Below are 12,743 nucleotides of genomic sequence, written 5' to 3'. Positions count from 1 at the left end.
AGAAGCGCTGCAGAGGTGAAGTCCCCGCCGAATGGTGGATGTAGTGCTCAACCGTGTTGGTCAGCGGCGTGCTGGCCATGACTCGATGAGGGCCGACGGCGACACCTCCTCGTCTGACCGCTACGGGCGGTTGAGCAGGGCCATCGAGCCCTTCGGAAAGGTAGCGGCGGTTGGACACCTGCCATTCTTCGTGCGCTTCGGACGGGACCGCGCCGGCGAGCACAGCAGGGCGTCGGAATTGGACAGGGCGCCGACGACGTCGGTGCCGCGCTTGATCTCCTGGTCCAGCCGCTCCAGTGGATGGGTCGACCAGATCTTGCCCCGACCTGGCACTGTGTCACGCAACGATCGACAAGGGCCTCTACCACAGCGGAAAGGGCGGCCTCTGCAGGACATTGACCAAGAGGCTTCACACCAGCCGACCGCTGGCTAAGCGCCGGCGGAGCGCCCTGGCCGCATGCCCCGGTTCATCCCGCCGGGCCGCTGATCGACCAATGCCCCGTGATGGTCGAGCAGCGCGCGGATCGGAGACTGGGCTTACGACCTCGTCGTCAGGCGCATGTCCCGCTCGGTGATCGGCACCCTGGTCGACCGCCGCACGGCTTGCTGCGCCTGGTACAGCCTGCCCGACGGACCCACCGCCGAACGACTGGGCATGGCGATGCTACTGGCCCTGACCGAGCCGCCGGCGCGACCCGACAGACGCTGACCTCGGGTCATGGCCCGGAGTTGACCTGCCACCACCTGCTCGTCGAGAACTCCGCCGAGGGCATCTTCTTCACCCACCGCAGTCCCTGGTTGCACAAGCCTGGCTGACCAAACCGATCAGCCGGTCGTCACCAGAAACCAGGAGAAGGCCACGGCCTCACCGACCCGAAGCGGTATTCAGGTCGACGTAGCTAGGGAAGAGGCCGCGTGACCGGTGCGGCCGTCCCTCGAGCCGACCGTCCTTCGACCAGCAGGCACGAATGGCCGACTCAGGGGGCAGGAGCTTCCTTCTCGCTCCACATGCCCCGCTGCTCGAGAACAGCGACCAGGTGGTCCGCACCTTCGACGATGTGCTTCTGCATAGCGGACCGAGCCTTGCGCGAGTTGCTCTTACGCAGTGCATCGAGCAGTTCGGGATGCCTGTCACGGGTGGCTTCGACTTGACCCTCGATCGCGACGTAGAACCTGTTCGGCAATTGCTGAACGACGGACTCGAGCAAGAGGGCCAGGCGGTGCGAGTCCGCTGCTTTGTTGATCTCGCGATGGAAGGCGCGCCCCAACTCGGCGATTTGATCACCGTCGCCGGCGGTGACCGCCTGCCCATGACGCTCGTCGATCGCCTCGAGCCGCTGTATCTGCTCCGGCGTCATCTTCTTCGCCGCCCGGGCAGCCAGTTCGCTGGCCAACTGCGCCTGAGCCCAGAACAAATCGTGAACGTCCTGCCGGCTGAAGGGTGCCACCATGAAGCCTCGACGGGGCACCAGACGGACGAACCCCTCGCTGCGCAACATGAGAAGCCCCTCCCTGACGGGGGTGTTGCTCACGCCTACCGCTTCGGCAATCCGCTCCATGCGCAGGAACTCCCCGGGGCGGACCGACCCCGACAGGATCAGTTCACGGACGTAGGTAGCGACCTCTTCCGGGAGTTGCTGCCGCCTGGAACCACCGTTCTCGGAGAAAGCAAGCAGACCCTCAGTCATGTGTCTCCCTCAGCCAGAGATTCCATGTATGAGATTAAGTGTACTCACGCAGCAGGAAGGACACTCTGCCCCGAGGTGGCTGGCCACCCCCTCAAGGTGACGTTCCATGCATCGGGCACGGTCGTCGAGCCGGTTCCGCGAGTCATCCGCACACGCCCCTCGGGAGCGCCGCGACCCAGTGGCGACCCGCGCTCCCGCCACGACGGCACTCTCCGCCCATCCGGGGGTAAGGGCGGAGAGTGCCGTCGACCTCAGTACGGAAGTCGACCGGGGACCAGTCCGAAAACGACTTCCAGCCGCCGACATGTGGCCGGCGAGGGACGAGCCCGCCCGGCTTCCCACGCGGCCACGGCTTGTCCCGATCTTCCGACGGCTCGTCCGAGGCCCACCTTTGTCAAGCCGGCGGCGATGCGGAGGGCCCTCACGGCGTCAGGTAGTTCCTCGGGGAACCAAAGACGGCCGGGAGGGAGTGGCAGCAAGGTCGAGCCGCTGTGCGGGAGCAGCTCCCCCACTCGGCGCCCGTAGGCCGGAGCCATGCGCCGGACCACCGGGATGGGGGTACGCCGCTCCCCGGCTTCGTACCTGGCCAGCGCTCCTACCGAGATGCCGAGTTGAGCGGCAGCCTCGGCACGCGACATTCCGACCGCCTTGCGGTAACGGCGCAGCGGACGAGGGTCGGGCGCGGCGACCGGCGAGTTGGCGGTCAATTCCCCCAGCTCCACCCCCAGCACCGCACAGAGTTGCGCTACGACGGCAAGCTGGACGCGAACACCGGAACTCTCCCACATCGCCAGCGTGGTGGGAGCGACGCCGACCCGCTGGGCCAGCGCGGCCTGGGTCAGGCCAGCGCTCCTGCGGAACCGCGCCAGCGAGGGCAGACGAACGGCGTCGAGGCGCGACGGCGGGCATCGGGCAAAGAGCGCGGTGAGGTCCTCCTCGCTGAGCCCCAGGGCAACGGTCAACGCAGGCCAGTAGTGACGGCCGACTCCACGTCTGCCGCGCTCCCACATCGAGACGGTCGGCCGTGCCACCCGGAGGGCCTTGGCGAGCTGTGTCACCGTCAGGCCGGCCCGGACACGAGCCATCGTCAGTGGCGACCTCGTGTCCGGGGGCGCGACCACTCGGAGGAGGACGCCGGTCGAGGCCTCTACGACGGTCTGCAGTGGCGCCGGTGAGGTGCTGGTCATCGGCGCCCATCCGACGGCGCGCTCATCGCTCGTGCGGCCCTGCTCAAGCCTTGCGGCTGGTGATCTGCTCGGTGGTCTGCGGGACGACGGTGTTCAGGTCGCCGACGACGCCGAAGTCGGCCAGCTCGAAGATCGGCGCCTCGGGGTCCTTGTTGACCGCGACGATCGTCTTGCTGGTCTGCATGCCGGCCCGGTGCTGGATGGCCCCGGAGATACCGACGGCGATGTAGAGCTGCGGAGAGACGGTCTTGCCGGTCTGCCCGACCTGGAAGGTGTGCGGGTAGTAGCCGGAGTCCACCGCAGCGCGGGAGGCGCCCACCGCCGCGCCGAGGGAGTCGGCGAGGGCCTCGATGATCGAGAAGTTCTCCGCCGAGGCGACCCCGCGCCCGCCGGAGACCACGATCGCTGCCTCGGTCAGCTCCGGGCGGGAGGACTTCTGCTCCACCACGCGGTCGACCACCCGGGTGGCCTTCGCCGCGTCGGACAGCTGCACCGGCACCTGCTGCTCGGCCGCCGCGGCCGGGGCCGGGGTGGGCGTGACCGAGTTGCCGCGGACCGTGTAGATCGGCGTCCCGGTGGTGACGCGCGAGTGCACGATCGTCGCCCCGGCGAACGCGACCTGGGTCGCGGTGCCATCAGGTGCGATCTCGGTGACGTCGGTGAGGAAGCCCGAGCCGGTCTTGATCGCCAGCCGGCCGGCGACCTCCTTGCCCTCCTGCGAGGACGGGATCACCACCGCCGCCGGCGACCTGTCGGCCACCAGCTGGGCCAGCACCTCGACCTTCGGCGCCACCAGGAAGCTGTCGACGTCGTCGGACTCGGCGACGTAGACCGTGGCCGCGCCGTACTCGGCCAGGGCGTCGCGCGCGCCGGCCGCGGAGCCGGGCGCGCCGACGACGACGGCCGCGGGCTCACCGAGGGCGCGGGCGGCGGTCAGCGCCTCCAGGGTGGTCTTGCGGACGCCGGCGCCGTCCGGGTTGAGCTCGACGAGGACCAGGACCTCGGCCATGACTATTGACTCCTCGATAGGAATGGGAAACGGCGAAACGGTTGGCTGCGGTCGTCGGTCAGACGATCTTCTGGGCGGCGAGGTAGTCGACCAGCTGCTGCGCGCCGTCGCCCTCGTCGGTGACGCGCACGCCCTCGCCCTTGGGCGGGCGGCCGGCGAAGTCCAGCACCTGGCTGGTCGCCGTGGCCAGGCCCACGGTGCCCGGGTCGATGCCCAGATCGGCCAGCGTCTTGCGCTCCACCGGCTTCTTCTTCGCGGCCATGATCCCCTTGAAGGAGGGATAGCGCGGCTCGTTGATGGTGTCCCAGGTGGACACGATCGCCGGCAGCGGCGCCTGAAGCGCCCAGTAGCCGCCGTCGGTCTGCCGCTCCGCCTTGGCGACGTTGCCCTCGACGGTGAGCTTGCGGGCACCGGACAGCTGCGGCAGCCCGAGCCGCTCGGCCAGCAGGGCCGGCATCACCGACAACTGCCCGTCGGTGGACTCGGCCCCGCACAGCACGATGTCGAACTCCAGCTGCCCCAGCGCCGCGGCCAGGATGGCGCTCGTCTGCGGCGCGCAGGCGCCGTGGATCCCCTCGTCGGAGACGTGCACGGCCTTGTCCGCGCCCATCGACAACGCCTTGCGGATCGCGTCGGCGGCCGAGTCCGGGCCGACGGTCAGGATCGTCACCTCACCGCCGTGCGCCTCCTTCAGCGTCAGCGCCTCCTCGATCGCGTACTCGTCGATCTCGTTGACGACGTTGTCCGCACTCCCCCGGGCGACGGTGTTGTCCGCCGGGTCCAGGTTCCGCTCACTTCCGGAATCGGGGACCTGCTTGACCAGGACGACGATGTTCATGGGTTCCTCTCTGCCGTGTCGCTGGCGTCGACGGATCGGGACCTCGACGGCGACGGGTTGTCTGCGGCCAACCTCCGGGGTACCGGGGGCGCGTGGCTCAGCGCTTGAGGGCGTACTCCTTGAGCAGCCCGCGGCTGATGATGGTCTTCTGGATCTCGCTGGTGCCCTCGCCGATGAGCAGGAACGGCGCCTCGCGCATCAGCCGCTCGATCTCGTACTCCTTGGAGTAGCCGTACCCGCCGTGGATGCGGAACGACTGGGTGGTGACCTCGGCGCAGTACTCGCTGGCCAGCAGCTTGGCCATGCCGGCCTCGACGTCGTTGCGCGAGCCGGCGTCCTTGAGCCGGGCGGCCTTGACCATCAGCGCGTGGGCGGCCTCCACCTTGGTGGCCATCTCGGCGAGCTGGAAGGCGATCGCCTGGTGCTGCGCGATCGGCCGGCCGAACGTCTCCCGCTGCTGGGCGTAGGCGATGGCCAGCTCGAACGCGCGGAGAGAGATGCCGCAGGCCCGGGCCGCGACGTTGACCCGGCCGACCTCGACGCCGTCCATCATCTGCGCGAACCCCCGCCCCGGCGTGCCGCCCAGCACGTGCTCGGCGCCGATCCGGAAGCCGTCGAACACCAGCTCGGTGGTGTCCACGCCCTTGTAGCCCATCTTGTCGATCTTCCCGGGGATGGTCAGCCCGGGCAGCACCTCGCCGAAGCCGGCCGGCTTCTCCACCAGGAACGTCGTCAGGTTCTGGTGCGCCTTCGCCGCGCCCTGGTCGGTGCGCACCAACGCCGCCACCAGCGTGGCGGACCCGCCGTTGGTCAGCCACATCTTCTGCCCGTCGATCACGTAGCCGTCGCCCTCGCGCACCGCCTTGGTGCGGATCCCGGCGACGTCGGACCCCAGCCCCGGCTCGGACATCGAGAACGCCCCGCGCACCTCGCCGGTCGCCATCCGCGGCAGCAGCCGCTCCTTCTGCTCGGCCGTGCCGTGCTGCAGCACCATGTAGGCGACGATGAAGTGGGTGTTGATCACCCCGGAGACGCTCATCCAGCCGCGGGCGATCTCCTCCACCACCAGCGCGTAGGTGAGCAGCGACTCGCCCAGCCCGCCGAACTCCTCGGGGATCATCAGCCCGAAGATCCCCATCTCCTTCAAGCCCTCGACGATCTCGGTCGGGTAGGCGTCGGCGTGCTCGAGCTGCTGGGCGTGCGGGATGATCTCCTTGTCCACGAAGCTGCGGACCGTCGCCAGGATCTCGGTCTGGACGTCGGTCAGATCATCGGTCTGCGCCAGACGGGTCATCCGTCACTCCCTCGCTCGACGTTCCCGTAGAGTATGCATGATATACGAAATTGTCGAGCCGTGGAGGTACTATGGCCGAGCTCCGATCCCGCCGTTCCAACCTGGCCGTGCCGGGCAGCAACCCCCGGTTCCTGGAGAAGGCCAAGGGCCTGCCCGCCGACCAGGTGTTCCTCGACCTGGAGGACGCCTGCGCCCCGCTGGCCAAGCCCGGCGCCCGGAAGAACATCGTCGCCGCGCTCAACGAGGGCGGGTGGGGGGAGAAGATCCGCACCGTCCGGGTCAACGACTGGACGACGGAGTGGACCTACCGCGACGTGATCGAGGTCGTGGAGGGCGCCGGGGCGAACCTGGACTGCATCATGCTGCCCAAGGTGGTGGACGCCGCCCAGGTGCAGGCGCTGGACCTGCTGCTCGCCCAGATCGAGCGGTCCAACGGCCTGGAGGTGGGCCGGATCGGCATCGAGGCGCAGATCGAGAACGCGCAGGGTCTGATCAACGTCAACGCGATCGCGTTCGCCAGCCCGCGGATCGAGACGATCATCTTCGGCCCGGCCGACTTCATGGCCTCGATCAACATGAAGTCCCTCGTGGTCGGGGCGCTGCACCCGGACTACGCCGGCGACCCGTTCCACTACATCCTCATGCAGATCCTGATGGCCGCCCGCGCCCGCGGGGTGCAGGCCATCGACGGCCCGTTCCTGCAGGTCCGCGACGTCGACGCCTTCCGCGAGGTGGCCAAGCGGTCGGCGGTGCTGGGCTTCGACGGCAAGTGGGTGCTGCACCCGGGCCAGATCGACGCGGCCAACGAGATCTACGCGCCGTCCCAGGAGGACTACGACCACGCCGAGCTGATCCTCGACGCCTACGAGTGGTCCACGTCGGAGGCCGGCGGCGCGAAGGGCTCGGCGATGCTCGGCGACGAGATGATCGACGAGGCCAGCCGCAAGATGGCGCTGGTGATCGCCGGCAAGGGCCGGGCCGCCGGTCTGGCCCGCACCTCCACGTTCACCCCGCCGAGGACGGACCGCCGGACCTGAGGGCGAGCCGCCTGGGGCGCTCGCCGACTCAGGACTTCCGTGTCCGAGTCGGCCATGGGACGGGCGCTCAGCCGCGCGGCAGGGGTTTCCGGCCGGCCGGGCTGCTTGCCACGGCGGCCCTCGCGGTGCGAGCCCTGGGCACCATCACCTCGCGCCGGAAGTAGCAGACACCGTGCCGTCCTGCTGGGAACCGGTGACCCGCTGACGCGACCGCGGACTGTGCCAGTGACACCACCATGGAAGGAGGACCAGTGAGCAACGGACGAGACGGTCACGCAGTCGAGAGCATCGAGGAGCAGCTGCAGGGGCTGCTGAACCGGAAGGCCATTCGCGACGTGATGCAGGACTACTGCCGCGGGGTCGATTCCTGCGACTTCGACTTCGACTTCATCACCGCGGCGCACCGCCCCGACGCCTTCGACGACCTCGGCAACTTCGAGGGCCCGGACGCCGTCGTCACGAAGGTCGCCAGGAGCACCGTCACGGCTCACGCTTCGCGCGAGCTGGACGACCGCACCTACAACTCGCGTGGGGGCGGCCGTTACCTGGACCGATTCGAGAAGCGCGACGGTCGCCGGGCCATCGCTCATCGCAGGGTCGCCAACGACTGGGCGCGGATGGACGAGGTCGTTCACATCCCGGCGATCGGCAAGCACCAGGGCAAGACGGCTCCGAACGAGAACCCCTGGTACTCGCTCCGGAACAGTTCCTTCTGACGCCATGCCACTACCCACGGTCGATCAACTGCGCACCGTCGCGGCCACTCTGCAACGCGCTGTCGGCTCCGAGGACCTCGACCTGAACGGTCACATGAACGCGACGCATCTCTTCTCCGCGCACATCGCCTCCGTCAGGGCGTCACTCGCCGAGGTCGGGGTCTCCGAGGAGTACGTCTCGAAGCGCGGGCTGGGCACGTTCGCGGTGGAGCACCACATCCGCTACCTGGGCGAGCTGCGCGAAGGGAACCGCTACTCCGTCCGTGTCCGCTTCCTCGAACGAACCGGGAAGGCGATCCACGGCGTGTCCTACCTCGTGAACGAGTCGTCAGCGACACTCGCGAACGTCCTCGAGGTGATCGTGGTGCACGTCGACCAAACCACCCGCCGTGCCACAGGGATCCCGGAGGACGTCACGGCGCAGATCGACGAACAGATCCGGATGGGGAACGAGCTCGGCTGGACCCACGACCTGCGACTCACCCTTCGTCGTCGCGGACGGAACTGACTCCGTAGATGTCACGCCGCACGCTCGTGAAGTACGGGTAGGTCGATCCAGTCGGGCTCGAGAACGGTCATCTCGCGCGCTTCCACGGCAACGTCCCCTGGCCCGTCACCTGATGCCGAGCGCGCACAGCATCGTCGAGCACCCGGAGAAGCGCGGGGGCCGGGCCGCCCCGCCGCGGTCACCGGAGCGGTCCCGTCCTACTGCTGCCTCTGTACCCCTGGGCAAATATCCTATATTCTGTGTTAGGTAACTCACCGTAGGACCCCTCCGGAATCCGCCCGTCCCGACGTGAGCAAGGACGACACTTGAGTACCTCCCCATCGATCCCCGTGGGCATGAGACTGCCCCTCCCGACCGAAGCACTGACGCCGGAGCAGCAGGTCGAGTTGTGCCTCCACGCGCTCGAGCTGGGCTACAGCTCCTTCTGGGTGGGCGACCACGTGGTCCTCCCAGAGCGCAGCTCCTCGGCCTACCCGCATACAGAGGACGGGACGCCGGGCTTCCGGCCCGACACCCCCTGGACCGACCCGTTCCTGCACCTGACCTGGCTGGCCGCCCAGCTGCCGGGGGCGCGCTTCGGGACGAGCATCATCGTTCTGACGCTGCGCAACCCGACGCTGCTGGCCAAGCAGCTGGCGACGATGTCGTGGCTGACCCGCCGGCCGTTCTCCCTCGGCGTGGGGACGGGGTGGCTGCGGGAGGAGTACGACGCCGTCGGCATGCCGTTCGAGGGCAGGGGAACCCGGGCTCGCAAGGACATCGCCCTCGTCAAGCAGCTGCTCTCCTCGGGGACGGCCGACTACACGGTCCGCGACGCGGACGACACCCCGGTCACCAAGCCGTTCCTCATGCTCCCGAAGGCGCCGGCCCCGGTCGAGTTCCTCTGGGGCGGCTTCAGCCCCTTCGCCATGCGCCTCGTCGCCAGCTCGTGTGACGGCTGGTTGCCCGCCAAGCAGAGCCTCGAAGCACTCGAGGGCCACCTCGCCAGGCTTCGGAGCGCCTGCGACGACGTCGGGCGCGACTTCTCCGAGCTGCGCCTCGTCGCGAAGCCCGGCTCCGGGCCGGACCCGGCCTTCGGCGCGATCGACAAGGACAACCTCGTGCGCTACACGGAGCTCGGCTTCCACGAGGCGATCCTCGAGATGCCCTACGAGCCGGAGTCGCTCGACGACGCGAAAGCGACCCTGGAGCGCGTGGCCGCCCGGAGCTGGCTGTGACCCGGCTGCTGGCGCGACGGCGAGACCTGGCGACTCCAACGCCTACTCCCGCTACTACGCCGACCCGCGGCACGAGCCAGACCCGACCCTCGGGACGGTGGAGCAGGGCCCGTTCTACTCCACTCCGATCCATCCCGGCGATGTGGGACCTGCGGCGGCGTCGTCACTGAGCACGCGCGGGCGCTCCGCCCTTGGAGGCTTCCCCATCGAGGGCCTCTACGCGGCCGGCGACAGCGCAGCTCCGGTCTTCGGTGCCATCTACCTGGGCACCGGCGCCTCGCTGGGCCACGCGATGGCCTTCGGACTCCGCGTCGCGAGGCACCTCGCCGGGCAGTCACGGGATTGAGCGCCGCGAGGCGCGGCAAGCAGCCCACGAAACACCCGAGCCGGGGTGCTGGTCCTCCGACCAGCACCCTGGCTGGTTGAGTGCGGGGCGGCTCAGGAGACGTCGTGAACGATGACTCCGCGCACCACCTGGCCGGCCAGCAACGTCGGGCGTAGCCCTGCCCCCACGTGGTCCGCGGTGTAGCGCCGAGTGATCAGCTCGTCCAGGCGCAACCGGCCCTCGTTGTAGAGGCGGGCCAGGTGCGGGTTGTCGTAGTGGCTGTTGCAGCTTCCGAGCAGCGCGCCGCGCACCGTCACGTTGTAGTCGGTGATCCGCTGGCCCTGCACCACGAGTTGAAGTCCGATGCGTCGTCGGCGAGCGGTGACGACCAGCCGTCCGCCCTTGCCCACGGCCTCGAAGGCGGCCGCGGAGACGTCGGAGGTGAGCACGCCCACCGCGACGGTGACGACGTCGGCACCGTGCCATCGACAGCGCCGGCCGAGATCGGCGACCCAGGCGGTGGCCACCGCCTGGGTCGCCCCCAGCCTCAGAGCCGTCTCTCGTTTGAGCTCGACCGGGTCGACCGCGATCACGTGGCTCGCGCGCAGGTGGGCGGCCGACTGGACGGTGCTCATGCCGACGCCCCGACCCCCATCACGATCACGGTCCAACCGGGCTGCACCTGCCCGACGTACTCCGCGGAACCCAGCCGGTGAGCACGACGCAGCTGAACAGCGCGGCGGCCTCCGTCGGAACCCATTCCGGGATCTTGATGCACGAGGCCTGGAAGACCACCAGCCGCTCCCGAAGGTCGCGAGCCTGCAGAACCCGCCGATGGGCTCGCCGTCCAGCGACGCCCGCCACGTGCCGTCGGCATCTGCCCGGTCGGGACATAGGCGATCAGGTCGCACATGCGCCAACGGCCGCAGGTACAGAACTTGCACGCCGCACTGCGGGAGCACGGAGAGGATGACGTGGTCGCCCGACTGGAAGCGGGTGACGCCCGGCCGCACGGCCTCGACGACGCCGGAGCCGTCGTGCCCGCCGATCTGCGGATCGCGCCACCCGACCGGCCGTGGCTCGTTGCTCGTCGGAGCGGCACCTGCCCGAGTAATGCATCCGCACCTGCACCTCCTCGGCCTGTGGCCCCGGAGGTCGAGCGTGGCGGTGGTCCAGTCCGATTCCGGACCGGTGAGGACTGGTGCGCCAGCTTCTCGGCGGCTGCTGGCTGGATCGAGTGTGGGGTTGTGCGGCAGTTGACAGCCGCGTCAGGACTGGTAGGGCAGCGCACGTTCGGTGCTGGTGTCCCAGACGACCGACTTCTGTCGGGTGTAGAGGCGGATGGCTTCGAAGGCGTTCTCCCGCGCGTAACCGCTCTGCTTCATCCCGCCGAACGGCACTGTGGGGTGGTTGCCGCGGTAGAGGTTGACCCACACGGTGCCGACCTCCAGGTTGGCGACCAGGTGCTGGATGTCACGTGCGTTGTTGCCCCAGACCTGGGCCGAGAGGCCGAACTGCGAGTCGTTGGCGCGCCGCAGCGCCTCGTCGACGTCGTCGTAGACGAGCAGGCTCGCGACCGGGCCGAAGGCCTCGGTGGTCGCGATCGGATTGTCGTCCTTGACCTCGGCCAGGACGGTCGGCTGGAAGAAGGCACCGTCGGCGAGTGGCCCGTCCTGTGCCGGTGACCCGCCGACCAAGCACACTGCCCCGGCGTCGCGGGCACGATTCACCAGCGAGTGCACGCGATCGCGGTGCCGCCTGCTGATGAGCGTGCCCATCTGCGACTCCGGGTCGTCGGGCATCCCGACGCGCACCTGCTCCGCCCTCTGCGTCATCCGGTCGGCGATCTCTTGGTTGCGCGAGCGCGGCAGGAAGATCCGCGTTCCGGCGGCACAGCTCTGGCCGGACTTGACGAAGTTGGAGTGCAGCAGCGACGGGATCAACAGGTCCAGATCTGCGTCGTCCAGCACGATCACCGGATTCTTGCCGCCGAGTTCCAGGCTGAGGGGCACCACATTGCCGGCGCTCTGTTGGATGACGGCCCTGCCTGCCTCCACCCCGCCGGTGAAGGCCACCATGCCGATGGCGGGGTGCTCGGTGACCAGCGGGCCCACCACCTGTCCCCGCCCGGTGACCACATTCACCACCCCAGGGGGTATGCCCGCCTCGAGGGCCAGCTCCACGAGGCGGTAGGTCACCAGTGGTGAGACCTCGGGCGCCTTCAGCACGATGCAGTTGCCGGCGGCGAGCGCCGGGCCCGCCTTGAAGGCTGTGAAGATGGCGTTTGCGTTGTACGGGCTGATACCCCCCACGACGCCGTACGGCTCCGCTCTGCCGTAGGCGACCCGGTCGGGATAGGAGGAGTAGCTCCGCTCTTCGATCTTGTCGGCCATGCCGCCGTAGTAGTCGAGGATCCGAGCGGTGACGTCGGTGTCCCCGAGGGTCTCCTTGCGCAGGTGGCCCACGTCGCGGACCTCGAGGTCCGCCAGTGCCTCCCGCTCCCGGGTGACGAGCTCGGCCCAGCGCCGCAGCAGGGCTCCACGTGCGTCCGGCGTCGTCCGACGCCAGACGGTGTGGAAGGCGTCCTCGGCGCCGCGCACGACGGCGTCGACGTCCTCGGCCCGCCCCTCGTAGGCGCTGGCGATGACCTCGCCGGTGGCCGGGTTCTCGACGGGGAGGTATTCACCACCGTCGGGGACCACGTGCCCCTCGGACCCGATGAATCCCACCCTGGACTGTTCGAACGAGGCCATTGGGCTCCTCCCGGCTAGTGACCTTCGCGTGAGGGTCGTCATGCATCATATATGAAGGCGCCAGGGCGCGAACCGTTGGTCGTCCAGGTCGGCGAGCTCGCCCACACAGAAGTGCCAGCGTCTGCCCCGGAGGGGATCACCCGTCCACCTCCGGCCTCTGAAGAGCCCACT

12 protein-coding genes and 2 pseudogenes are annotated in these 12,743 nt (G+C 69.1%); 5 read left to right on the top strand and 9 right to left on the bottom strand.

Going from position 1 to position 12,743, the window contains the following annotated elements; translation table 11 throughout:
- Window positions 1-151: 151 nt before the first annotated feature.
- The 6 genes and pseudogenes from MY520_RS10800 to MY520_RS10775 form a co-directional block, all read right to left on the bottom strand.
- Window positions 152-318 (bottom strand): annotated as a pseudogene (locus tag MY520_RS10800) (transposase); the annotation flags it as partial.
- Window positions 319-977: 659 nt separating this feature from the next.
- Window positions 978-1,688, bottom strand: coding sequence for a GntR family transcriptional regulator (locus MY520_RS10795; protein ID WP_436692091.1), 711 nt, complete (start codon window positions 1,686-1,688; stop codon window positions 978-980).
- Between the two features lie 251 nt (window positions 1,689-1,939).
- The gene (locus MY520_RS10790; protein WP_436692134.1) at window positions 1,940-2,773 is read right to left on the bottom strand and encodes a helix-turn-helix domain-containing protein; all 834 of its coding nucleotides are present in this window, start codon (window positions 2,771-2,773) and stop codon (window positions 1,940-1,942) included.
- Between the two features lie 145 nt (window positions 2,774-2,918).
- A complete protein-coding gene (locus MY520_RS10785; RefSeq protein ID WP_436692090.1) occupies window positions 2,919-3,884 on the bottom strand; it encodes an electron transfer flavoprotein subunit alpha/FixB family protein in 966 nt (321 codons plus the stop codon).
- A gap of 58 nt (window positions 3,885-3,942) precedes the next feature.
- Window positions 3,943-4,722 carry an electron transfer flavoprotein subunit beta/FixA family protein gene (locus MY520_RS10780; protein ID WP_436692089.1) on the bottom strand — a complete coding sequence of 260 codons (780 nt, stop codon included), beginning with the start codon at window positions 4,720-4,722 and terminating at the stop codon, window positions 3,943-3,945.
- 97 nt (window positions 4,723-4,819) lie between these two features.
- On the bottom strand, window positions 4,820-6,016 hold the full coding sequence (locus tag MY520_RS10775; protein ID WP_436692088.1) for an acyl-CoA dehydrogenase family protein: 1,197 nt from the start codon (window positions 6,014-6,016) through the stop codon (window positions 4,820-4,822).
- Window positions 6,017-6,087: 71 nt separating this feature from the next.
- Here MY520_RS10775 and MY520_RS10770 point away from each other — a divergent pair, with 71 nt between their 5' ends.
- From MY520_RS10770 to MY520_RS10750, 5 genes are all read left to right on the top strand, one after another.
- Window positions 6,088-7,053 carry an HpcH/HpaI aldolase/citrate lyase family protein gene (locus MY520_RS10770; RefSeq protein ID WP_436692087.1) on the top strand — a complete coding sequence of 322 codons (966 nt, stop codon included), beginning with the start codon at window positions 6,088-6,090 and terminating at the stop codon, window positions 7,051-7,053.
- A gap of 251 nt (window positions 7,054-7,304) precedes the next feature.
- Entirely contained in the window at window positions 7,305-7,769 is a 465-nt protein-coding gene (locus tag MY520_RS10765) for a hypothetical protein (RefSeq protein WP_436692086.1), read from the top strand.
- Window positions 7,770-7,773: 4 nt separating this feature from the next.
- A complete protein-coding gene (locus MY520_RS10760) occupies window positions 7,774-8,277 on the top strand; it encodes a thioesterase family protein (protein ID WP_436692085.1) in 504 nt (167 codons plus the stop codon).
- Window positions 8,278-8,612: 335 nt separating this feature from the next.
- Window positions 8,613-9,494 (top strand): LLM class flavin-dependent oxidoreductase, encoded by an 882-nt coding sequence (locus MY520_RS10755; RefSeq protein ID WP_436692084.1) that lies wholly within the window; start codon window positions 8,613-8,615, stop codon window positions 9,492-9,494.
- Between the two features lie 97 nt (window positions 9,495-9,591).
- A complete protein-coding gene (locus MY520_RS10750; protein ID WP_436692083.1) occupies window positions 9,592-9,840 on the top strand; it encodes a hypothetical protein in 249 nt (82 codons plus the stop codon).
- Between the two features lie 92 nt (window positions 9,841-9,932).
- Here the strand turns inward: MY520_RS10750 and MY520_RS10745 are convergent, their stop codons facing one another.
- The 3 genes and pseudogenes from MY520_RS10745 to MY520_RS10735 form a co-directional block, all read right to left on the bottom strand.
- Window positions 9,933-10,454, bottom strand: a complete 522-nt coding sequence (locus tag MY520_RS10745) for a zinc-binding dehydrogenase (protein WP_436692082.1) — start codon at window positions 10,452-10,454, stop codon at window positions 9,933-9,935.
- A gap of 321 nt (window positions 10,455-10,775) precedes the next feature.
- A pseudogene (locus MY520_RS10740) lies at window positions 10,776-10,868 on the bottom strand (alcohol dehydrogenase catalytic domain-containing protein); the annotation flags it as partial.
- Between the two features lie 219 nt (window positions 10,869-11,087).
- Window positions 11,088-12,614 (bottom strand): aldehyde dehydrogenase family protein, encoded by a 1,527-nt coding sequence (locus MY520_RS10735; protein WP_436692081.1) that lies wholly within the window; start codon window positions 12,612-12,614, stop codon window positions 11,088-11,090.
- Window positions 12,615-12,743 lie beyond the last annotated feature (129 nt).

It is taken from the genome of Geodermatophilus sp. CPCC 205506, from assembly GCF_051383635.1.
In the GTDB taxonomy this organism is placed as follows: Bacteria; Actinomycetota; Actinomycetes; order Mycobacteriales; family Geodermatophilaceae; genus Geodermatophilus.
Note: the sequence above shows the minus strand (reverse complement) of the source record. Positions and strands in the feature narration are given on the sequence as shown.